The sequence below is a fragment of the Nostoc sp. UHCC 0302 genome (assembly GCF_038096175.1).
Classification (GTDB): Bacteria; Cyanobacteriota; Cyanobacteriia; order Cyanobacteriales; family Nostocaceae; genus UHCC-0302.
Genome location: NZ_CP151099.1, coordinates 444,292 through 468,114, shown reverse-complemented (window position 1 = coordinate 468,114; position 23,823 = coordinate 444,292). Strand labels below are relative to the sequence as shown.

At 41.8% G+C, this 23,823-nt stretch carries 12 protein-coding genes; 8 read left to right on the top strand and 4 right to left on the bottom strand.

The annotated features are described in order from the left end of the window. Positions 1 to 88 precede the first annotated feature (88 nt). On the bottom strand, positions 89 to 1,120 hold the full coding sequence (locus tag WKK05_RS01930; protein WP_341528132.1) for a LacI family DNA-binding transcriptional regulator: 1,032 nt from the start codon (positions 1,118 to 1,120) through the stop codon (positions 89 to 91). A gap of 313 nt (positions 1,121 to 1,433) precedes the next feature. Between WKK05_RS01930 and WKK05_RS01925 the strand changes: the two genes are divergently transcribed. From WKK05_RS01925 to WKK05_RS01900, 6 genes are all read left to right on the top strand, one after another. Next, the gene (locus tag WKK05_RS01925; RefSeq protein ID WP_341528131.1) at positions 1,434 to 2,330 is read left to right on the top strand and encodes an inositol oxygenase family protein; all 897 of its coding nucleotides are present in this window, start codon (positions 1,434 to 1,436) and stop codon (positions 2,328 to 2,330) included. Between the two features lie 626 nt (positions 2,331 to 2,956). After that, positions 2,957 to 4,000 (top strand): ABC transporter substrate-binding protein, encoded by a 1,044-nt coding sequence (locus WKK05_RS01920; RefSeq protein ID WP_341528130.1) that lies wholly within the window; start codon positions 2,957 to 2,959, stop codon positions 3,998 to 4,000. Positions 4,001 to 4,056: 56 nt separating this feature from the next. Further along, positions 4,057 to 5,082: an ABC transporter substrate-binding protein gene (locus WKK05_RS01915; protein ID WP_341528129.1), complete on the top strand. Its 1,026-nt coding sequence runs from the start codon at positions 4,057 to 4,059 to the stop codon at positions 5,080 to 5,082. A gap of 275 nt (positions 5,083 to 5,357) precedes the next feature. Beyond that, positions 5,358 to 6,911 (top strand): sugar ABC transporter ATP-binding protein, encoded by a 1,554-nt coding sequence (locus WKK05_RS01910; protein ID WP_341528128.1) that lies wholly within the window; start codon positions 5,358 to 5,360, stop codon positions 6,909 to 6,911. Next, positions 6,908 to 7,906, top strand: a complete 999-nt coding sequence (locus tag WKK05_RS01905) for a ribose ABC transporter permease (protein WP_341528127.1) — start codon at positions 6,908 to 6,910, stop codon at positions 7,904 to 7,906. The genes WKK05_RS01910 and WKK05_RS01905 overlap by 4 nt, the downstream gene beginning before the upstream one ends. 102 nt (positions 7,907 to 8,008) lie before the next feature. After that, positions 8,009 to 9,418, top strand: a complete 1,410-nt coding sequence (locus WKK05_RS01900; RefSeq protein ID WP_341530998.1) for a sugar porter family MFS transporter — start codon at positions 8,009 to 8,011, stop codon at positions 9,416 to 9,418. A 73-nt stretch (positions 9,419 to 9,491) separates the two neighbouring features. On the opposite strand, the gene WKK05_RS01895 is transcribed toward WKK05_RS01900, so the two are convergent. The 3 genes from WKK05_RS01895 to WKK05_RS01885 form a co-directional block, all read right to left on the bottom strand. Beyond that, positions 9,492 to 15,554: an amino acid adenylation domain-containing protein gene (locus tag WKK05_RS01895; protein WP_341528126.1), complete on the bottom strand. Its 6,063-nt coding sequence runs from the start codon at positions 15,552 to 15,554 to the stop codon at positions 9,492 to 9,494. A gap of 200 nt (positions 15,555 to 15,754) precedes the next feature. After that, positions 15,755 to 16,471 (bottom strand): DUF6875 domain-containing protein, encoded by a 717-nt coding sequence (locus tag WKK05_RS01890; protein WP_341528125.1) that lies wholly within the window; start codon positions 16,469 to 16,471, stop codon positions 15,755 to 15,757. A 722-nt stretch (positions 16,472 to 17,193) separates the two neighbouring features. After that, complete coding sequence (locus tag WKK05_RS01885) at positions 17,194 to 19,422, bottom strand: FUSC family protein (protein WP_341528124.1); 2,229 nt, start codon at positions 19,420 to 19,422, stop codon at positions 17,194 to 17,196. 954 nt (positions 19,423 to 20,376) lie between these two features. Between WKK05_RS01885 and glgP the strand changes: the two genes are divergently transcribed. Both glgP and WKK05_RS01875 read left to right on the top strand, forming a co-directional pair. Beyond that, positions 20,377 to 22,590, top strand: a complete 2,214-nt coding sequence (gene glgP, locus WKK05_RS01880) for an alpha-glucan family phosphorylase (RefSeq protein WP_341528123.1) — start codon at positions 20,377 to 20,379, stop codon at positions 22,588 to 22,590. 714 nt (positions 22,591 to 23,304) lie between these two features. Beyond that, complete coding sequence (locus WKK05_RS01875) at positions 23,305 to 23,748, top strand: GNAT family acetyltransferase (RefSeq protein ID WP_341528122.1); 444 nt, start codon at positions 23,305 to 23,307, stop codon at positions 23,746 to 23,748. Positions 23,749 to 23,823 lie beyond the last annotated feature (75 nt).

Sequence of the window (23,823 nt, the reverse complement as noted above, 5' to 3'; positions counted from 1 at the left end):
TTGTCCAGTTAAAAATAGCGAAAATAAAAATGCTTTTTATCTTTGTGGTTAAAAAACTTTAAACTACCAATGCACAAAGGCACTAAGTTTATACTTGAGTCTTTGATAGCGCACTACTACCACGCTTGACTAGAAAAGGAGATAAAACCCGGTTTTCTACAGTTTTTTCTTCTAATAAATCGAGTAACATTTGCATGGCAGAGCCGCCAATTTCTAACATTGGCTGAGAAACTGTTGTCAGTGGCGGTGTAATGTAACGGCTTAAAGCTATACCATCAAATCCAACAATGCTTAAATCTCGCGGTACTGAAATACCTTGTTCTTGACAGGCTAACAAAGCGCCAACAGCTACCATATCGTTATAACAAAAGATGCCAGTTACCCCAGCAGTTGCTAGTTTAGCTAGCAGCTTTTGTCCGGTAGTAACATCGCTGATTCTTACATAGTCATCACTAATTGCAACCCAATCATCAATCAGTGGTAAACCAGCTTCAGTAAGAGCTGTTTGATATCCTTCTAAACGCTGCTGATTTGATCTACTTTTATCGCCTACACCAAGGTATCCGATAGAAGTATGCCCTAAACTTACTAGATGCTCTACAGCTATTCTCCCACCTAAGCGATCGTCTATTGCGACTGAGTAAAATATTTCAGATGCATCTTCGGTCTGGCTATTAATTAGAACTGTTGGTACAGCAATTTGCGATAGTTGCTTTGTATGCTGTTTACTAATTCGTGAATCAGCTATCAAAATTCCATCTACCCTGCGGCGATGAAAATTATCAATTGCAGCTATTTCCTGCTCTATGTCTCGATGTGAAGTACTTAAGACAACGCTCAAGCCTGCTGGTTTAGCTACCTGTTCGATTCCCTCTACTACCTCAGCAAAAAAGGGATCTGCTATTGAAGTTACTACTACCCCAATAGTATTAGTACGTTGATTTTGCAAGCTTTGAGCAATAGCATTGGGTACATAGTTCATTTCTTGTGCTATTCGCTTAATTTCCTCTCGTACCTGGAGGCTGATGAGAGGATTATCTCGCAAAGCACGTGAAACTGTAGAATGAGAAACGCCTGCCCTTCGAGCAATATCTTCGATTGAAGTTCTTCGTCTACTCATTTGCGATCTAGACTTTTAATTGCACACGTGTGCATTATATCTATATTATTAGGAGTTATTAGCTATTTGTTAATAGATTTTAATAAAAGTGTTTGAAATCTACGGCTCGAATTTATGTGGAAATTGGTGCTGTCCAGATTCCTGGCTTTTTTAAGAAGTTGAGGTATGCGAAGTGTCTAAATAGAAAAGAAACTTAACACACGTTTTTGCACACGTGTGCAAAAATTAAAAATGAGCCTGAAATAGTTTCCGCACACCTGTGCATAAAATAAAAACTACCATTCAACAAATTCATATCGAGAACTAGAAAGATATGTCTCAAACTCTCAATAGTTCTACTGTTCAAGACCCGGAGAATCCTTTGAATTCGCTAGAAGAATGGGAAGAAGATTTGCTTCATCGCTATCCTAATCCAGACAGCATAGTTAAAGAAGGCAAAACAACCGAAGAGTATAGGAATTATGAAACACCTACTAGAGACACGGTGAAAGAGTTCTATCGTTTAAATCATAGTAATCAAACATATCAATTTGTAGTAGATAAAAAAGAAGACTTTCTGAAGTTAGATAAAAGAGAAATGTCTGTTTGGGACGCGTTTGAGTTTTTGAATCAGTTGGTCGATGATTCAGATCCAGATACAAGCTTAGATCAGTTTCAGCATCTATTGCAGACCTCAGAAGCCATTCGCGCCGATGGTCATCCTGATTGGATGGTACTTACTGGCTTGTTTCACGATATGGGGAAGGTGCTTTGTTTATTTGGTGAACCTCAATGGTCTACCGTAGGCGATACATATCCTGTGGGTTGTGCATTTTCAGATAAAATTGTTTTCTCTGAATTTTTTAGGAAAAATCCTGATTACAATAACCCGAAATATAACGGCAAATATGGTGTTTACGAGCCAAATTGCGGGTTGAGTAATGTGCAGATGTCGTGGGGACATGATGAATACATATATTACATCATGAAAAACTATTTGCCGGAACCAGCATTATATATTCTCCGCTATCACTCATTTTATCCTCAACACCGCGAAAATGCATACGAGCATTTAATGGATAAATGCGATCGCGAAATGTTTAAATGGGTGAATTTATTTAATCCCTACGATTTGTATTCCAAAAATCCTATTCCTCCTGATTGGCAAAAACTCAGACCATACTATGAGGATTTAGTGGCTAAATATTTGCCAGCAACGTTAAAATTTTAAATTTAAAATAGTTGGAAATACATGAATGTAAAGAACTCTATCTGCTTATGGACTGCTCAGAGACTTTTCAAACTTTCTCTAAGATGATTAAGAGGCATAATAAGTAAGTATATATGAAAGGCATATTTGAGCGAGTTTGAAAACTTACTTTAAGGATATTTTTATCTATCAATGTATAAAATTTAATTTTTTGAAATAAAGACTTTAAATATCCTTAAAATTTAATAGCTTTGGATGTTTTGTAAAGATAGTTAAACGGGGATCATTTTTGTAACAGTGCAAGATAAACTAAGAGAACGTCAAACTGAATACAAATTCGGATGTTTGATGAAAAATGCTCTAAAATCTTTAAAAAAATCTGTTTTCTACACTAATACTTCCACAAGTATTTTTACATAACTATTGTAGCTTTTGGAAGTAGAGTAGTACTCATGTTTTTGCTTTAATACCCAAAACATCTAATTCAGGAAACTAACAGCATAAACTCGCATCTCGTTACATTATAAAACGTTGAGAAGAGTTTTTGTTGCAATAACTAGGAGTATTACTAGGTTAGGTTTGAAAACTTCAGACCTAGTTGAGGTTGTGCTAATCTTTTTCAAATTCAAATACGTTTTAAGATATAGATGAATATGAAAAAAATTCCGATTACCTCTGGTGCGCTTCAGGCGATCGCAGCCAGCATATTAACCCTCCTCAGTACCACTTTTATTGGTTGCACAAATAATTCTCAAAATAGCAATACTGCGACTAATCCTGATACTAATACTGCTATTAACACTAGTTTAGAAAGTCAGAGTAGTACTGCAAAGGGAAAATTACAAACAATCGGCGTTGTGCTTAACGACTTGGGTAATCCCTTTTATGTTGCAGTGCAGAAGGGAGCTGAGACACAAGCAAAGCAAATCGGGGGTAATATCAGAGTTAATGCAGTTTCTAGTGCTTTTGATTTAAACCAACAAACCAACCAAATCGAAAATTTTACTGCTGCAAATACTGATTTAATCATTCTTAGTGCTGTTGACAAAAAAGGAATTAAACCAGCAATTGATCAAGCCAAGCTTGCAGGTAAAGTTGTCATTGCTATAGATTCAGCTGTTGATGCCGATGTGGATGCGATGATTAGCTCTAACAATACGCAAGCTGGAGAGATTGCTTGCCAATATATTGCCGATCGCCTCAAAGGAAAAGGTAGTGTAGTCATCCTTAACGGTACTCCGATGGACTCAATAATTCAGCGAGTTAGTGGCTGTAAGAATTCATTTTCTAAATACCCTGATATAAAAATAGTTTCCGACCAAAACGCCGAAGGGACTAGGGATGGAGGACTTAGAGTCATGAGCGATTTACTCACCACCTTTCCTAAAATTGATGCTGTTTTTGCCACTAATGACCAAAGCGGTGTTGGCGCAGATTTAGCAGCTACGCAAGCCAGACGCAAGGAATTTTTTATTGTTGGGGTTGACGGTTCGCCAGATGCAACCAAAGCAATGGAAGACAAAGATGGTTTATTTGCAGCAACTGCGGCTCAAAATCCAGCAGGGATGGCTCAAAAAGCAGTTCAGGTTGGTAATGATGTCATCCAGGGAAAAAAACCTGAGTCAACTGAAATTATGATTCCAGTCAAGTTGGTCACTCGTGAAAATCTTAGTAGTTACAAAGGCTGGTAGTACTAATTCGTAATTCGTAATTCGTAATTCGTAATTGAATAACTTTTTGGAGAGAGATGAATGTGAAAAGGATTGCGGTTGTAGCTAGCATTTTATGTATTGTTGGTGGTACTGTTGGAGGCTGTACAAATGCTGCTTCTGATAATAAGAGTGCTACTAAAACTGATACATATACTGCCACTAACACAGGTTCACAAAGTCAAGATAGTAATCAGAATGTAAAATTGCGATCGGTTGGCGTTACTGTTGGCGATTTAAGTAATCCATTCTTCGTAGTGATGGGAAAGGGAGCTGAGGCAGAAGCCAAGAAAATTGGCGGTAATAATGTCAAAGTTGCTATAGTTTCCAGTGGTTATGACCTAAACCAACAAACTAATCAAATTGAAAATTTCGTGGCTGCGGATACTGACCTAATTATACTGAATGCTTCTGATAGTAAAGGAATTAGACCAGCAATAGATAAAGCAAGGCAAGCAGGAAAGATTGTAATTGCAGTAGATACGGGCGTTGATGCAGAGGTAGATGCCACAGTTACTACCAATAATTTGCAAGCTGGAGAAGTGGCTTGCAAATATATTGCCGATCGCCTCAAAGCTAAAGGTAATGTCGTAATAGTTAACGGGCCTCCGGTGACCTCGGTAATTCAACGAGTCGAGGGCTGTCAGAAAGTCTTGGCTAAATATCCCAATATCAAAATACTCTCTAAAGACCAGAACGCTGAAGGCAGCCGTGATGGAGGATTGAGAGTAATGAGTGATTTGCTCACAACCTTTCCGAAAATAGATGCTGTCTTTGCCATCAATGATCCGAGTGGTGTGGGAGTAGACCTCGCAGCTAACCAAGCAAAACGCAAGGAATTTTTCATTGTTGGGGTTGATGGTGCGCCAGAAGCAATCCAAGCGATCGCATCTAACGATAGTCTATATGCTGCAACTGCTACTCAAAATCCCAGAGGGATGACTCAAAAAGCAGTTCAAGTTGGTAACGACATCCTGCATGGCAAAAAACCCGCTAACCCCACCATTCTGATTCCAGTCAAGCTGATCACCAAAGAAAACGTCAGCACCTCTGAAGGTTGGTAAGGGAAATGGTGACTAGTACCGCTACGCAGAATTCGTAATTCGTAATTCCTAATTCGTAATTCGTAATTCCTAATTCGTAATTACGTTGCTGCAAGGGTGACAGGCATTTTCAATAGGTGGTTTATTTCCGTCGTGCTGTACTAGGAAAGAGGTTTATAATACCAATTCTCTAAAATTCCCAAGAAATTTAAAACTGTAAATGCAGAAGAAATCTAACACCTCTTAATTACGAATTACGAACTACGAATTACGAATTACTTTTGTAGGAGTTGCTTATGACAACAAATATTGAAACTTCATTTCCTGATGCATCAACCATCATCCCTGTATTAGAAATGCAAGGGATTGTCAAACAATTTCATGGTGTACCTGCTCTCCAAAATGTCAATCTGACAATTTATCCAGGAGAGGTTCATGCTCTCATGGGTGAGAATGGAGCAGGTAAAAGTACATTGATGAAAATTCTTGCTGGGGCTTACATTGCCGATGAAGGCGAGATTCGCATCAATGGTAACCCTGTGAAAATTACCGATCCGGCTACAGCACGTAAGGCGGGTATTAATCTTATTTATCAAGAACTGAATGTTGCACCCAATTTAACCGTTACCGAAAATATTTTTATGGGTAGCGAGTTGCGGCGGGGTCAGTTTTTAGACCGTAAAGCAATGCAACATGAAGCAGAGCAAGTACTGTCAAGTCTGGGAGCTAACTTTACACCAAATACTGTAGTTGGTACGTTGTCTATCGCTGAACAGCAGCAGGTAGAAATTGCCAGGGCGCTGAAAGACAATAGCCGCGTTTTGGTAATGGATGAGCCAACAGCAGCATTGTCTGACCGCGAGACTGAGCGTTTGTTTGAGGTAATTCGCAAACTACGGAATGACGGCATTGCAATTATCTACATTAGTCACCGCATGGAAGAAATATATGCATTGGCTGATCGAATTAGTGTACTGCGCGATGGTCAATATATTGGCAGTCTCACACGAGAAGAAATTTCTCCACAGCGATTGGTGCAGATGATGGTTGGTCGCTCTATGCAAGACTTTTATGAACATCAACGGCAAACCAATCCTGGGCCAGTAGTGCTGGAAGTGAGAAACATCAGCGACGGACGCAAGATTTCGCCAGCTAGTTTTAAAATTCATGCTGGAGAAATTGTTGGTTTGGCGGGGTTGGTTGGTGCGGGACGCACAGAAGTATCCCGGCTGATTTTTGGTGCAGACCGCAAAGCGAGTGGCGAAGTATTCCTCAATGGCTCGAAGCTGAATATTAATTCGCCCAGTGATGCGATCGCTGCGGGTATTGGCTATGTCCCAGAAGACCGCAAAGACCAGGGTTTATTTCTGGAAATGAGTTCCCGCAAGAATATAGCGATTAACACACTTAAACAGGATGCAAAAGCTGGCATCGTTAATTGGGGTTCTGTCAATCTGTTGGCTACACAAGCAGTTGAAGACTTCAATATCCGGCTGGCGAATTTAGAAATCAGAGCCGTGGATCTTTCTGGTGGTAATCAGCAGAAACTACTACTAGCGCGTTGGTTAGCCATTAAGCCGAGAGTAATCATGCTAGATGAACCGACACGCGGCGTAGATATTGGCGCTAAAAGCGAAATTTACCGAATTATCAGCGAGTTAGCAGCCCAAGGCGTTGCTGTTCTCATGGTTTCCAGCGAACTACCGGAGATTGTGGGAATGAGCGATCGCGTCCTCGTGATGCGAGAAGGAAAGCTTGTAGGCGAACTAGACAGCAGTCCTGGTAAAGAAATTACCCAAGAAAAAATTATGCATTACGCCACTGGAGCATCGGAGGTATTAGCATCATGAGTCAGACAGTCAGACCAGTCAACAATAGAGCAGACAAAAATTTAACATCGGGCGGTCGTAAATCAATCAGCACTTTACTTGAAGTTGCCGGTATACTGCCAATCTTAGTACTTATTTGCATCTTATTTACATTCCTTTCTCCCAATTTCCTCACAGGTGGTAACGTCGTTAATATCTTGCGGCAAGCATCAATCAACATTGTGCTGGCAACAGGAATGACGTTTGTGATTCTGACTGGAGGTATAGACCTTTCAGTTGGATCGATATTGGCTGTTTCTGCCGTAGTTGCGCTTTTGGTATCGCTAATTCCGGTTTTAGGCTGGGCAGCTGTGCCTGCTGGGTTGCTGACAGGTTTGCTTTTAGGCTTAGTCAACGGCGCTCTGATTACATTTTTAGATGTGCCGCCGTTTATTGTCACCCTGGGTTCATTGACAGCCTTGCGGGGCGCTGCCTTTTTGGTTGCCAATGGTACAACAGTCATCAACCGCAATATCAATTTTGCCTGGATAGGTAATAGTTATATAGGCCCCATTCCTTGGCTAGTGATAATTGCCCTACTCGCTGTCGCAATTAGTTGGTTTGTTCTGCGACAGACGGTTTTAGGAGTGCAAATCTATGCAGTTGGTGGCAACGAGCGAGCAGCACGATTAACAGGTATCAAAGTAAACCGCGTCTTACTATTTGTCTATGGCGTCAGTGGATTACTTGCAGGTTTAGCAGGAATCATGAGTGCCAGCCGTCTTTATAGTGCTACTGGCATATTAGGACAGGGTTACGAATTAGATGCGATCGCAGCCGTCATCCTTGGTGGAACCAGCTTTACAGGTGGTATTGGTACTATCGGCGGAACTCTGCTTGGTGCATTAATCATTGCGATTCTCAACAATGGTTTGACCTTGTTGAATATGTCTTACTTCTGGCAACTAGTCGTCAAAGGATTAGTAATCATTGTCGCAGTAATGATTGATAGACTTCGCAGACGTTCTAGACGGTGAAAAATTAGCGTTGCTGAATCACAAAACTTTCTTCCTTTGCGACTTTGCGTGAGCAAAACTCATACTTCTACTCAGCAACGTCAGAAAACATGCTTACTAGATATACAACATATAACCATGACTACTACTATTCGGAAAGCCAACACATATTATGTCATCTTGATTGCTGGTGCTGCTGCCCTCGGCGGCTTTCTGTTCGGTTTTGACACAGCAGTGATTAATGGTGCGGTTGTAGCTTTATCAAAAGCCTTTAACACCAGTAGTTGGGTGACTGGTTTTGCAGTGTCCTTAGCATTACTAGGCTCGGCAATCGGAGCCTTCTTTGCCGGACAGATTGCAGACCGTTATGGTCGCGTCAAGGCAATGGTCGTCGCTTCGGCGTTGTTTACTCTGAGCGCCATTGGCTCCGGGATTGCCTTCACTATCTGGGATTTTATCTTTTGGCGATTATTGGGTGGGATTGCAGTCGGGGCTGCCAGTGTAATTGCCCCAGCTTACATTGCCGAGTGTTCTCCCTCCCAGTTGCGCGGAAGACTAGGTTCTCTACAACAACTAGCGATTGTAGTGGGAATTTTCATTGCCTTACTGAGCGATTACTTTATCGCTGTGTCAGCAGGCTCAGCAGAATCGCCGTTTTTGTTTGGAATAGCTGCTTGGCGCTGGATGTTTTGGACAGCAGTCCCTCCAGCTGTTTTTTACGGGATGGCTGCTTTAACGATTCCTGAATCCCCTCGTTATTTGGTAGCCCAAGGACGGGAACCAGAAGCTGCTAGCGTTCTGACCAAGATTTTGGGGGGGAATGTGCTGGCCAAAATCGAAGAAATTCGGCAAACAGTGATGCGAGAACGTGAGCCTAGATTCTCCGACCTCTTAAGCAGAAGTGGTGGACTATTGCCCATTGTTTGGATAGGAATCGGCTTATCTGTACTTCAGCAATTTGTTGGTATTAATGTAATTTTCTACTACAGCAGTGTTTTGTGGCGAGCAGTCGGATTTTCCGAAAAAGATTCCCTAACAATTACAGTGATCACAGGAGCTGTAAACATTATTACTACCCTGATTGCGATCGCCTTTGTAGACAGATTTGGTCGCAAGCCTTTGTTAATTCTAGGGTCAATCGGCATGATTGTGACCTTGGGAACGTTGGCTTCTCTTTTTGGAACTGCTCCAGTGGATGCTGCTGGCAACCCTACTCTCAACGGTTCCGCGGGTATTATGGCTCTTTTAGCAGCCAACCTCTATGTATTTTGCTTTGGTTTCTCCTGGGGGCCAGTCACCTGGGTGCTGTTAGGAGAAATGTTTAATAACAGAATTCGAGCAGCGGCACTTTCAGTTGCTGCTGCAATGCAATGGATTGCGAATTTCGCCGTTTCTACAACATTTCCTCCCATACTGCAATATTTCGGGTTAGGTGCTGCCTATGGACTTTATACAACGGCAGCGGCTATCTCATTGTTTTTCGTTCTCTTCTTTATTAAAGAAACCAAAGGAATCGAGTTAGAAGATATGTAAGTTGACTTTGTGTCTTAGTGTCTTCGTGATTAAAATAAATTTATTTAACCACGAAGACACAAAGAGAAGAATTTCACCCTTGAGAAGCAGCTTGGTTTAAGCAATTTCTTAATTTCTCAGCTAACACTTGTACATGAGGTTCATAGAGTAGGGAAATATGAGATCCGGGAATGTAATGGACATCTAATCCTCCAGTGACTACATCACCCCAGCCAAATTGCAAATCGTATTCCACGCCTACATCTGCGCCTCGATTCTGATCCTCAGTTCGTAAGAGCGTAACTCGACCAGGGTAAACTGGAAAAAGATATTTAGAAATAGCCTGGCCGTTAGCGTCAATAATCTCTAGATGCTTGTCAGTTTCAGGCAAACCAATTGCCATATCCAAATATTGTTTATATCTATCTTGGAGATGGGATTTATTTCGCTGACTCCAACCGACAGCTTTTTGCCAAAGGTAGGTAGGCCCTTTTTGAATAAAATTATTTAAATGCTGGGAAATTCGCTTGAGAAGTGGTGCTGGCCAGCTATACCCTGAACGACAACTGTCAAGGATAACTAGAATACCAACTTGCTCACCTTGCTCATGAAGTTGTCGAGCCATCTCAAAAGCTACTACACCACCAAAAGAGTACCCTCCAAGAAAATAAGGCCCATTGGGCTGAAGGGTCTTGATTTCTTGAATGTAATGTGATGCCATGTCTTCAAGTCGGGTATGAGGAGGCTGTTTTTTATCTAGTCCTTGTGGTTGCAGTCCATAAAATGGTTGCTCTGAACCCAGATACTTTGCTAATTCACGGAAGCAGAGAACTTCTCCACCTAGTCCGTGGACACAGAAGAAAGGAGGTTTAGAACCATTGGGTTGAATTTCTACGAGGCTTGACCAACTTGCTTTTAATTTGTCCTGTTGCTCAAAAGTATTTGCTAACGCGTTGTTTGTTGCTAATTCTTTCGCTAAGGCTTCTACAGTACCCGATTGAAAAAGAATGGCTAGCGGCAGATTTTTGTTGAATGTCTTCTCAATTTGCCAAAACAGTTTTATTGCCAGCAAGGAATGTCCTCCTAGCTCAAAAAAGTTATCTTTGACGCCAATGGATGGGACACCTAAAATTTGTTCCCAAATCTGTGTTAGCTGGCGTTCGACTTCATTCCGTGGAGCCACAAAGGTGGTTTCTGGTTGTTGCCTGGAGAAGTCGGGTGCAGGTAAAGCGCGACGATCTACTTTACCATTAGCTGTCAGGGGTAGGTTGTCCAGTAAGACAAAAGCTGAAGGCATCATATACTGCGGCAGCCTTGTGGAAAGGAATTGCCGAATGTCACTAATGGTAGATGCTGCCTCTTGTTTTGGGATAATGTAAGCTAGTAAGCGGCGATCGCTATCAGCATCTTCACGAGCAATCACTACATTCTGGTCTACATTTGGGTGTTGGGCTAACACCGTCTCAATTTCCCCTGGCTCAATACGTATGCCACGAATCTTGACTTGATGGTCAAGGCGACCGAGAATTTCTAAACAGCCATCTGGACGATAGCGTCCGCGATCGCCTGTGTAATAAAGTAAATCTTGTTCGTTATTTGTAAAGGGATTTTTGACAAATCGAGCCAGTTTTTCTACTGGGGCGTTGATGTAGCCTAAACTGCAAAATGGTGTCCGCAAAACAATCTCACCTGGTTCACCGATGCCACATAGTTGATGATTTGGTGTCAAAACTAATGCTTGAGTTTCAGGAAGCGGCAATCCTATTGGCTGTATTCCTGGTGTAGGTTCCGCAGGTATTTGGTAATAACATTTGGCTAAAGTCGTCTCTGTAGGGCCATAGAGATTGACAATTTCACCAGTTTCTGGAAAAGCATCCCGCCATCGACGTACAAGTCTATCTCTGAGAGGTTCTCCAGCCAAAAATAACCAGCGTAGGCAACGCAGAGTTACTCCTGGTGGCACATTAGCTAACCAAGATTGCGCCAGTGAAGGAACTGTATGTAGCACAGAAATCTGCTCACGTTCCAAGTAACGCAGAATTGTTGTCGGCTTTAAGTTATCTCCCTCTGGCGGCAGGCATAAGGTTGCACCACTAGTTAAAGGTAAGAAGATATCTCTGAGAACGACATCAAAAGAAAGTCCTGTTAATTGAGCAACACGGTCTTGTGGCGTAATACCAAAGGTCTGTCGCTGCCAATTTAAAAAATGCGAAATCCCTTTATGACACCCCAAAACTCCTTTAGGAACGCCAGTAGTCCCAGAAGTAAAGAAAATATAAGCGGCATCGTCACCAACGATTTCTGGTAAGTCTATTTTTTCACTACTCTTTTGGAGAGAATTTATTACTTCTCCTGTGTCTGAATCTACGCAGATGATTGGTAAAGAATCCCATGTTTCCTTATCTTCTGGGCGCGGAGTATCTACGTATAATATGTATTTAGCTTGAGCCTCTTTTAACATCAACTGCTGGCGCTGGCTGGGAAGTTTCGGATCAATAGTCAGTAGCACACCTCCACTGAAAAACACGCTAAGTATACTAGCAATAAGTCCAAAACTCCGGGTTCCAAATACAGCTATGACATCTCCCCGCTCGACTCCGTGGGCTAACAACACCCGTGCTAAACCTTGAGATATCTTACGTAATTCTTTGTAGTTCCAAATGCGATCGCCTTGATGAAGTGCTGACTTATCTGGTGTATTGTTTACCCAAGCGGTAAACATTTTTGTTACCAATTCATAATCTGGCTGTGGTAAAACTGTGCTTGCTTCTGGCAGTAAATACCGAGATTCTGGCGTTACCAGGGAATATAAACTAATTTGGCTCTCAGGAGCAATCACAATTTGATTCAGCAAATAATGGAACTGTTGCAACATTTCCACCATACGTTCTGAGGCAAACAAATCAGCGTTGTAAACCAATTCTAGTTGGATTCCCTGTGTTTGTTCTACTACATACAGGGTTAAGTCGAACTTAGAAGCAACTTCTGGGATGACAACAGGTTCTACAGTAAGTCCAGACAGTTCTAGTTGAAAATCTCCCAAGTTGAGCATATTAAACCACACTTGAAACAGTGGGTTACGGCTGGTATCTCGCTCTGGTTGCAGTTCTTCTATCAGTTTTTCAAAGGGCATATCTTGATGAGCATAAGCACCCAATGCCATTTGCCGAACTCGATTTAGTAGTGAACGAAAACTGGGGTTGTAAGACAAATCAGTGCGTAAAACGACAGTGTTGATAAAAAATCCAATCAACCCTTCAATCTCTGAGCGGTTGCGGCCTGCAATCGGAGAACCAATGAGAATGTCTTCTTGCCCAGTGTAGCGGTGCAGTATTGTTGCAAATGCTGCCAGCAACGTCATAAATAGGGTGACACCTTCTTGACGCGAAAGTGCTGTGAGTGATGCACTCAAAGTCTGGGGTAGCATCAATGATTGAGCCGCCCCCCGGTAGGTTTGCACTGGTGGACGCGGGTAATCAGTGGGCAATTCCAGTACAGTATTAGCACCTGCTAACTGAGTTTTCCAGTAGTCTCTTTGACTGGTAAGTACCTCACCAGATAGCCATTGGTGTTGCCAAATGGCAAAATCAGCATATTGAATAGGCAGTTTTGCTAAAGGGAAGGGATTCTCATTTAAAAAGCTTTCATAGACGGCGGCTAATTGCTGCCAGAGAATGCCCATCGACCAGCCATCAGAGGCGATATGATGCATCACCAACAACAATATATGCTCCTGTTCATCTATCTGGAGCAAAGTAGCACGCAACATCAAATCTGATTCTAGGTTGAAGGGGCGTTGTGTTTCGTGGTTTAAGAGGCTGGGCATCCCTTCGGCTTCGCTCAGGGCAAGTGGGCATTGGACATGAGGCATTGTTGTATCCTTTTCATCTCCCTTGTCCCCAGTCTCCAGCGATGCACTGAGCTTGTCGTTCGCAAAGCGTCCCGCAGGGAAGTGTCCCCAGTCTCCAGTCCCCAGTACCTTGAGTTCAACTGAGCGAGGTTCGCCAATTACCTGTATCGGGCTACCATCTGGTGATGAGATAAAATTTGTTCGTAGTGCTTCATGATGAGATGCGATCGCATCTAATGACTTTTGTAATACACTCACGTTTAGCTTACCTGTTAAGCGATGCGCTTTCGCAATGATGTAAGCTGGGTTGTTTGGTTCCAACTGCTGCAAAAACCAGACTCTTTGCTGAGCAAAAGATAAAGGGGCCCAATTGCGGTTTGCTTGTTGTAAAATAATCTGGTTCTGGGGATGATCTGCTTGATTCTGTTGGGAAATAGTTTGAGCTAAACTAGCGATCGTTGGATTCTCAAACAGAACTTGTAACGAAATTTCCACAGAGAAAGCTTGCCGTACCCGTGAGATAATTTGAGTAGCCAGTAACGAATGACCTCCCAATTCAAAAAAATTGTCGTGGATGCCTAGCTGTTCTAAGCGCAAAACTGTTGCCCAGATAGCAGCCAAAATTTCTTCATTAGAGTTCCGGGGCGAGACAAAGTTAGTTGACTGACTGAAACTGGAAATATCCGGTGCAGGCAAAGCACGGCGGTCTATTTTGCCGTTAGAATTTAATGGCAAAGTGTCCAAAAACACAAAAGCAGCAGGAACCATATACTCAGGCAACTTCTCCTGCAAAAAGCGGCGTAATTCGCTCTGTGTTGGAATTTGCTTGGCGTTAGCAACTACATAAGCCACGAGCCGCTTTTCTCCAGTAATATCTTCTCTGGCTATAACTATGTTCTGTTTCAGTGTGGGATATTGACTTAAGGTAGTTTCAATTTCTCCCAATTCAATACGGAAGCCACGAATTTTAACTTGGTGGTCGATGCGACCAAGGAATTCGATATTACCGTCTGGTAAATAACGTGCCAAGTCCCCAGTTTTGTAGACACGCGCCTCAACTTCAGAACTAAAAGGATGAGGAATAAACTTCTCTGCGGTCAATTCGGGACGGTTGAGATAGCCTCGTGCTAAACCAATACCGCCAATATGCAGTTCACCCGATTCACCAACAGGTACAGGCTGCAAATCTTCATCTAAGATATAAATTTGTGTATTGGTAATAGGGCAACCAATCGGAGCAACAGCATAATTAGTATCGCGCTGGCAAGTCCAAAAGGACGCATCAATAGATGCTTCTGTCGGGCCATAGCAATTATGCAGAACATTGTCTAAATTCAACTGGGTAAAAAAGCGCTCTATAAGTTCGACTGATAAAGCTTCACCACCACAGGTAAAGTGTCTCAGATACTTGCATTTCTCAATGCCATCCTCCTCTAAGAAAGCACGCAGCAACGAAGGTACTAAGCCGATAATAGTAATCTGCTGCTCAGCAATCACCTTGACAAGGTAAGCAGTATCCTGATGTCCGCCTGGACGAGCCATAATCAACTGTCCCCCAAAGCACAATGGCCAGAATATCTGCCATACTGAGGGGTCGAAGCTAAAAGGAATGGTTTGTAAAACTTTGTCTGTTTGAGTTAATCCAAAGGTTGTCTGCTTCCAGTAGAGTTGATTGCAGATACCGCGGTGGGGAATCATTACACCCTTGGGCTTTCCTGTGGAACCAGATGTGTAGATTACATAGATTAGGTTATTATTTGTTACTTTACAAACCGGATTTTCTTGATGATGTTGAGCAATTATTTCCCAATCTGAGTCCAGACAAACTACTTGTGCCTCATGATTAGGTAAGCTTTTTTGTAATCGCTCTGTGGTCAAAATCACAGGTGTCTGTGTATCTTCCAAAATAAAAGTTAGGCGTTCTGAGGGGTATGCCGGGTCTAAAGGCACGTAAGCGCCTCCAGCTTTGAGAATTCCCAGCATTCCCACTACCATCTCTAAAGAACGCTCTAGATAAATCCCAACAAGTACCTCAGTACCGACACCCAAGCTACGCAGGTGGTGTGCTAGCTGATTTGCCCGGTGGTTTAGCTGCCGATAGCTGAGTTGTGTATTTTCAAACACCAAAGCAATGGCTTCAGGCGATTTTTCTACCTGCTGCTCAAATATTTGATGTACGCACAGATGCCTAACATATTGTGTATCACTCTCAATCAATTCCGTTGGCATCTGACTTTTTTTGGTTTCATCTAAAAGATTTATCGAAAAATGTTGCGCCCCATATAAGCTATTATTTTCTGTCTGCATATTCTATTATTAATACAATTATTTTCTAACCCAATCAGATTACACAAACTTTTCTAAATCTGTGTAATCTGATTTACAACAGTTTGCAAGTCAATGAAGTACAGAAAATCGTAGCGTTTTAAAACACAGAACTTTTAAAGATAATTCGCTACGAATTAATGAAATGCTGTACTAAGTTCAATAGCTATACAAAGCCTCTTTTACTTTTGGGTACTAACTCCTAGTTCTTGAATACTGCTGTATATAGCAATTTCTGCTCTTGTTGATGCCAGCAATTCACTAGCTTGAATCAATTTGCTTTCATCTCTAATTTTCTGTTCAAACTCTTGGACATATGCAAATTTCATATGTTTTAAATAAGCTTCGAGATACTTAATGCGTAAATATGGGTTTTCATCTATCAGAAAAGTTAGATCAGCTTCAGTCATTGGACGGATAACTAGCATGGGTATAGGACTACGAAGCGGTCGAAAATTGGGATTATGTAGTCCAGGACTTTCAGTGCGGTTATGAAATTCTCCTAGCATTAGTCCTGACTCAACAAAGAAAGGCTTAAGTTGTTTCTGGACACTATCAATTAATCTAGGAGCATCATCAGGACTGATATTAGGAAAGATAAACAATATAGCTTTACTTAGAGCCGCATCTCCCTCTGTTGGTTCTAACTCTTGGAAAGTATTTAGGTAAGGTAGTACTATCTCTGCAATTTGTTGCTGAACCAAATTTTGATCACGAATAACTTTCAGCCGAATGTAGTTTAACTTTAATCCTCTTGGCACAAAAGGACAAACAGTGCCAGGCCGACCTACATCAGGATGAGGTCTAGCTACAAAACTTTTTAACCATTGCCGAATTTCAACCAAGTAAGGAAGCTCTTGCTGGAGTTGGTCAATTTCACTAGGCGTATAGAGTTTCATGATGTAGAGTTCAATGTGTAATTTTGGATTTTTTCTTCAGGATTAATCTCATAGAGATGTTGTTATGAAACTAATCATTCCCAATTACCCAAAATGCCTGAAATTCTAATGCTTTATTCTTGTAACACAGCAGAAATCACAAGGAAGCAACGCGGTGAGACTAGCTCTGCTAGAAGGTTTACCAGTCAGAATTCAGATGTATATATAGTAGTATTTACACCTGGCTTTGCGATTTGAGTTGTGTGCTTTACCAACTTGAAATACGTGATGTATATATCTACAAAACAAAAAGGCCTCTGCTATTTCCTTATGTTGAGCAGAGTACTAACAATAGATATATAAGTTTAAGATTTTACTTTTACCTAATCAATCTAGTTTAGTTTGTTTCCAAAAGTGTGAATATAGATATCACCATGTTTTCTTTAGCTGATTAAAACAGGGAAAGTTTTTAGCCATAATTTACTACTGCTTCATCTGACTGAAATCATAGTAAGTTAATTTTACGAATAAATTATGAAGATAATATTGAACTAATCATTTATATTATGAGCTTTTGATATAGAACTAATTTAAGTTTTAACTCATTGTATAAAATATTTTTTTTATTTAAGGTAAATCTAAATACATCAATTTAATTTTTTAGAAACTAAAAAATTAGTAGTATTTTAAATACGTAGGTCGAGTTTAGTAATTAAACCCTACTCCAAAAATCACTTCTGCTACTATGCGATCGCCTTAGTATTTAACATACTTAGTCGTACTATAGCTGAGTGCATAGCAGTTACTCGGCGAACAATCTCGTCAATTTCTATATCTAATATACTGTAATCAATTACCGCTTGACGTACAGGAGTATGTCCTTGATTTACAGTTAGCTCTTGGATGCGGGCTGTACGCAATGCTTCTAGTTGGGGTTGAATTTTTTGCAGCGTTTGATCTAAGTCTGGTAAGGGTGGTGGGGCAATTTCTTGCTGGACTGCATCAGCTAACTGCTCTAGTAGCAGCGCAATTTGGCGGACAAAGCTTTCTAATTCTGGTAGTGGCTGAGTTCCTTGAAAATGTTCGAGATGTACTGCTAATACTGTGACTGCATTGATAAAACGTCCCATGTACGCCAGCAGCGTCATCATAGGTTCTACTAATTCTATTTGTACTTGAGGTTCGCGTAACAACCCTTGAAATGTAGCTTGAGCATTACCAATTGCTAGCCCAGTTTGTCGCCGTTGGGCGATGATGGTATCACGCTCTTTTGTACCTTGGTAGACAGCCATCACGTCGATAAAGTAATTGCGGCATTGTTGTAAAGCAGTGGCAAGTTGATTGGGTAAGTGCTGACGTTCCCAGTTGGGCCACATCAAATAATGGCTTCCAAAAGCTAGTCCTGCGCCAATTAGTGTATTCAAGACTCGCAAGCCAGAAAATTGCCAACCAATTGGATGAGCAATATCAGTTATTAATAAAACAAATATTGACAAAAAAACCACCGCATACCCATAGTTGATGCTGATTAGGGAAATCCCAAAAAATACCGTCAGCACAATGATAATTTCTAATACAGATTTACTCGTGATAGTTGCAGCTAAAACAGCTGCTAACACTACTCCGAAGATAGTGCCGCCGACACGTTGAAAAAACCGTTGGAAAGTTGCACCAAAGTTTGGCTTGAGGACGAGCAAAATTGTTAGCGTCACCCAATACCCCATTGGTAATTTAGTAATGCTGTATATTGTTACGCCTAAAGCTAGAGTTACACCAATGCGTAATGCATGGCGAAAAATTGCTGAGTCTGAGGTGAGGTTATCTTGGAGTAAACTTAAAAGCGATCGCTGCTGTTCTACAACTACAAGAATTGGCTCTACATCTCGATTTCTGATTTTACTATCTGTTTCTAAAGATTTTGCTATCTCTGCTGTATGCTGCAACTGCTTCAACAGCTTTTCGAGCATTAACACGAGATTAGTTAAAGCAACTAGAGTTGTGTAGTCTGTTTCACTACCAGAAATGGCTTGTCGTTGCAGATTTTCTTGTTCTTTGAGTGCCTCATGGATGCGGTGAAGATTTCCGAAGTCGATGCTAGCAGCCTTGCCAGATATGACTTTTGCTATGGCTTGAAGACTGAGTGATAGTTGTGCGAGTGCATCGTCCACTAATCGTTGGACTGCGCGATATTGCTGATATTCTAAGTTAACTTCTAGTAACTCTATTAAAGCAATAACTGAACCGAGCAAGCAATCGCCATGCTCAATCAATACTAATAACTGCTCATCCATCCAACTGCGAGCTTGTTGCCCAAGGCGTGCTGTACCCAAAGCAGTCCGCGCTGTCTCTAGTGCCTCTCTAATTTTGAGAATATTCTCAGTTCCAGTCGTTTTAGCTGGAAATGCTTGAATGTAATTTGCAATCGCACTGAAGCATTCAGCCACAGCTGTCCGCAAGGGTTTATAAGGTGTAAAAGGCCACATTACTAAAGAAAGTAGCATTGCCCATCCACCTGCAATCAGGCAAAATAGCGATCGCATGAGTGCGAGATTCAAGTCTCCCGATTGCGCGATCGTGGAAATAAATGATATTCCGATTACCAAACCTACATTCGCACCACCATTAGCGTACAGGGAAGCAAAACCTGAACCAAGTCCCCAGAGAAATGTTAGCACCACAGCCAGTGCTGGGACTCCACCCACTAGAGTACCCACAAACGCTGAAACAGCTATGCCCAAGGTAGCAGCAGCCATTACCGTAGCTTTTATCCAGTAAGGGCCGCCGATATTTGTCATGTTTACAGAGAAAGCCATTAAAGCGATAAATAATCCGCTTTGCCTTTGCTCAGTAAATTGTCCAATCAGCATGGGAACTCCCAATGCTAAGGCGGCTCGCAAGCCATTGGCAATAGCTAGCTCCCCTGGCTCAGACTGGAGAAGAAACCGCAGGAAATGGGTTCGATGCGATCGCATGGTTTTGTTAATAAAACAAAATTTGTATTAGTAATTTCTTAATATTAAATTAACTCTAATTTACAAATGCAATATTAGAAATTTATCATAATAGCTGCTTTTAGCTAGTAATTGATTATTTTCTAGAAATTGGATGTTAGTATGCACATTTCGTTAATTTTGATTTTATCCTTAGTTATTCATTAACAAATATGATTTTTATCGTGATTAACAATTGCTACTATAAGCGTAGAAAAGGCATTATCTTTTTGCAACGGCAACTCTAGCTAGAACTGACTTATCAGTAGATAGACATAAATAAATTCAAGTTTGTAGTTTGCGCTTTAGCGAAGACAGCACAAACTACTAGCCATAAAGTATTAGGACTTACGCAAAATATCTCTCAAACTCTTATTCCTCTGTGTCGCGCCAGTCGCTTCTCCTGTCGGAGACGCTGTGCGTAGCTAGGGGTACAAGTCGGGGAACCCGCCCAACGCACTGGCTTCTCTGCGCCTCTGCGGTTTGATTCTTCCGTGACAGTTCGTAAGTCCTAAGTATCTTCAGTTTTGTTATGACAACTTATTTATTAAGTCACATGCGTCATATTGCATCTAGTTGTTAATTTGAAATAAAAATTAACAATAAAACAAGATATTTAAAAAAATGTGAATGAAGTTGATATAAAAAAAGATGAAATTGCTCCAAAAACATGGATAATTCTTAGAATACAAAAACGAAAAAAATCCATCACTAGGATAAGTTTGATGTCAATAAACTCCTCCAACTTCAGGGGAGAATTCAATCATGAAAACTCCGGTGTGATCAACCTGAAGGGATTAGGAACTGGGAATTAGTGATTGGGGATCATGAATTAGAGATTAGGAACTGGGAATGAGCTAATATCAAGCAAATTTTTCCTAGTCCCCAGTCCTCAACACGTAGAGAAAAAGTTAGGCGAGAGGACATAGATTTAGTATGGCTAACAGCACTGCAATCAGCCCAGCAAGACGTTTAAGCGAAAAGTTACCTTTTCCGCTCAAGCGGTTGGCAGATTTAGCTTATAACTATTGGTGGAGTTGGAGTGGCGATCGCATTTCGCTGTTTCAAAATATTGATCCCCAAGAGTGGGAACGCTGCGGACATAACCCAGTAGCAATTTTAGAGTCGACAAGTTACGAACGTCTCTCCCAATTAGCGGAAGATCCATTTTACCTAAAGCAGATTTCTGCCCTAGCGCGTGAGTTTGACCAATACATTGCACAGAAAGATACTTGGGTGAGTAAGGTTGCACCGCAAGTTTCCCAAGACCGCCCCATAGCTTATTTTTGCGCTGAATTTGGCATCCATGAATCCCTACCTGTTTACTCTGGCGGCTTAGGCATTCTGGCTGGGGATCACCTAAAATCATCATCAGATTTAGGCGTACCATTGGTTGGTGTTGGTTTACTGTATCGCCAAGGTTACTTTCGGCAGCGTTTGAACCGCCAAGGCTGGCAAGAAGATTACTACATTGATAATCCCTTCCAACGGATGCCCCTAGAGTTAATTAAAGATGACCAAGGGGAAGCAATTACCATCCAGCTACAAGTTCGCCAGCGAAATGTGAAAGTGCAAATTTGGCGAGTGCAAGTTGGGCGAGTAACTCTATATTTACTAGATAGCGATCGCCATGACAACGATCCCATCGACCGCTGGCTAACAGGACACCTGTACGGCGGTAACTTAGAAACTCGTATTGCCCAAGAAGTCGTCTTAGGAATTGGTGGCGTCCGAGCATTAAATGCTTTGGGAATTCAACCTTCTGTCTATCACCTCAACGAAGGACACGCCGCCTTCTGTACTCTAGAAATTGCCCGCTTACAAATTGAACAGACTGGCAAATCCTTCTACGATATCGAAGCTACGGTGCGGAACAGCTGTGTATTCACCACCCATACCCCCGTTCCCGCCGGTCATGATGTCTTTTCTCCTGATTTAATTGACTCTTTCTTTGCTAGCTACTGGCCACAATTGCGGCTTTCCCGTGAGCAATTTTTGGCATTAGGTGCAAGACGACTCGGTGACCCCTGGGAACCATTTGGTATGACCGTTCTCGCACTGCGAATGTGCCGTACTTGTAACGGCGTGAGTGAATTGCACGGTCAAGTTTCCCGCAAAATGTGGACAGTTCTCTTTCCCCAACAGTCAGAAGACAAAGTACCAATTGGTTACATTACCAATGGCGTTCATGCACCCACTTGGACAGCACCCTTGTTAGGTGACTTATACAATCAGTATTTGGGAGAAGACTGGAAAACTCGTGCCGTTGATCCCAAGATGTGGGCGAAAGTTGAAGAGATTCCCGATGAGGAACTGTGGTCGCGACATCTGATTCTCAAAGAACGGCTGATTGCCTACACCCGATATAAAATCAAAAAATCGCGGGAGTTGCGTGGCGAAAATTACGAATTAATTCAAGCTACTGATAACTTGCTTGATCCCAATGTACTAACTATTGGTTTTGCCAGACGATTCAGCCCTTACAAGCGCGGGGATCTGATTTTGCGCGATGCACAACGCGCCTTGAAAATTTTTGGCAATGCTCAACGTCCAGTACAAATTATCTTTGCAGGTAAAGCCCACCCAGCTGATGAAGAAGGCAAGCGGATCATTCAGCGTTTAATGGAGTGGTGTCAGAATTCAGGAATTCTCAACCGAGTCGCCTTTATTGAAGATTACGACATTTACACTGGTCAAAAACTGGTGCAAGGTGTCGATGTTTGGTTGAATAATCCCCGTCGTCCACTGGAAGCATCTGGTACAAGTGGACAAAAAGTCTGCTTCAACGGCGGCATTAATTGCAGCGTGCTAGATGGCTGGTGGTGCGAAGGCTACCAAGCTGGAAGCGATGGCAAAGGAATTAACGGCTGGGCAATTGGTGAAGATGCTAATACTAGCGATCAAGAATTGCAGGATCGGATTGATTCGCAGTCTCTGTATAAGCTCTTAGAAGAGGAAATCGTTCCTCTATACTATGACCAAGATGCTGAAGGTGTTCCTCATCGTTGGGTACAGATGATGAAAGCATCAATTAGGACAAATGCGCCACTGTTTAATACAGATAGAATGATTGCTGACTACGTGTCACAAGTATATGTCCCAGAGATTTCTAAGAGTGTAGAACCGATTTTGGCTAAAGTTCTGCTGTAGAACATTTTAGTTTCCTGGTCAATAGAGGGGTGGGTTTACCTACCCCTTTTTTTGTCATTTGTCATTGGTCACTTGTACTGAGCGTTCGCGTAGCGTCTCGTAGAGAAGTCGTTGGCGCAGCCTCTCGTAGAGAAGTATTGGTCATTTGTTATTACTCGTGTGGAATCGCGTAGATTCAGCTATCTGTAATTTAGCAAACACTGCTTATTGCACAGATACAGCGCTTTGCATTTAAATTTAAATAAACGTGAGTTCGATGAACCTCTCCCTCCCAACCTCCCTCTCCGAAGCGGAAAGGGAAGAGCAACGAAAAAATCATCGTTTTACTCCCCTCTCCTCGTAGGAGAGGGGCTGGGGGAGAGGTCAACATAGTACTTGTCGAACTCACGTTAAATAAGTACACTCCTCTCCAATCCTCCCCTTGGCAAGCTAAAGTGTCTTGAGCTAATGCATCGACTTGTTATGCCAATACATCGACTCGTTATGCCAATACATCAACTCGTTATGCCAATACATCAACTCGTTATGCTAATGCATCGACTTGTAAAAATTAACAAACCACTGCATTTCCTCTGACGAAAGAGTTGGGTTTACCACTTGGAATTGCTTTTTCATTTGCTTGGCTTTCTCATAAGCCTGCCAAAGGCTCTCATCAGTGTGCGTTACCAACCCTGCATCAGAGAAACCTAGAAAAAATGTAAAAAATAAAAATTTATGGAATGCAATTTCAAAGATATAGAAATTACAGAACTTAACGTAAGACTCTATAAGTTAGATGATCAACAGCAGGTTATCAAGTTGTGGAATCGCTGCAATTTGGTTGTACCTTGGAACGACCCAAAACGCGACATTGAGTTAAAGTTGCAATTTCAGCCAGATTTATTTTTAGTATCAGCCTTAAATAACTTAATTATTGGTTCAGTTATGGCTGGCTACGAAGGGCATCGCGGTTGGATAAATTACCTAGCAGTATTGCCAGAATATCAGCGCAAAGGTATCGGTCAACTGATAATGAAAGCTGCTGAAGCTGAATTAAAAAAGCTTGGCTGTCTAAAAGTGAATCTACAAGTGCGATCGCCCAATAAATCCGTTATAGCTTTCTACGAAAGACTTGGCTTTTCAGATAGTAATGTTATTGGTATGGGCAAGTGGTTGTAAAGTCTTTCACATTTACACCATACTTTTGCGTTCTTCTTTGCGACTTTGCGCGACGCCAGTTGCTTTAAGTCGGCA

Excerpts from the sequence above, each read along its gene's own strand:
- WKK05_RS01905 (WP_341528127.1), top strand. The coding sequence starts at position 6,908 with ATGAGTCAGACAGTCAGACCAGTCAACAATAGAGCAGACAAAAATTTA.
- WKK05_RS01925 (WP_341528131.1), top strand. The coding sequence starts at position 1,434 with ATGTCTCAAACTCTCAATAGTTCTACTGTTCAAGACCCGGAGAATCCT.
- WKK05_RS01910 (WP_341528128.1), top strand. The coding sequence starts at position 5,358 with ATGACAACAAATATTGAAACTTCATTTCCTGATGCATCAACCATCATC.
- WKK05_RS01930 (WP_341528132.1), bottom strand. The coding sequence starts at position 1,120 with ATGAGTAGACGAAGAACTTCAATCGAAGATATTGCTCGAAGGGCAGGC.
- WKK05_RS01890 (WP_341528125.1), bottom strand. The coding sequence starts at position 16,471 with ATGAAACTCTATACGCCTAGTGAAATTGACCAACTCCAGCAAGAGCTT.
- WKK05_RS01875 (WP_341528122.1), top strand. The coding sequence starts at position 23,305 with ATGGAATGCAATTTCAAAGATATAGAAATTACAGAACTTAACGTAAGA.
- WKK05_RS01895 (WP_341528126.1), bottom strand. The coding sequence starts at position 15,554 with ATGCAGACAGAAAATAATAGCTTATATGGGGCGCAACATTTTTCGATA.
- glgP (WP_341528123.1), top strand. The coding sequence starts at position 20,377 with ATGGCTAACAGCACTGCAATCAGCCCAGCAAGACGTTTAAGCGAAAAG.
- WKK05_RS01915 (WP_341528129.1), top strand. The coding sequence starts at position 4,057 with ATGAATGTGAAAAGGATTGCGGTTGTAGCTAGCATTTTATGTATTGTT.
- WKK05_RS01885 (WP_341528124.1), bottom strand. The coding sequence starts at position 19,422 with ATGCGATCGCATCGAACCCATTTCCTGCGGTTTCTTCTCCAGTCTGAG.
- WKK05_RS01920 (WP_341528130.1), top strand. The coding sequence starts at position 2,957 with ATGAATATGAAAAAAATTCCGATTACCTCTGGTGCGCTTCAGGCGATC.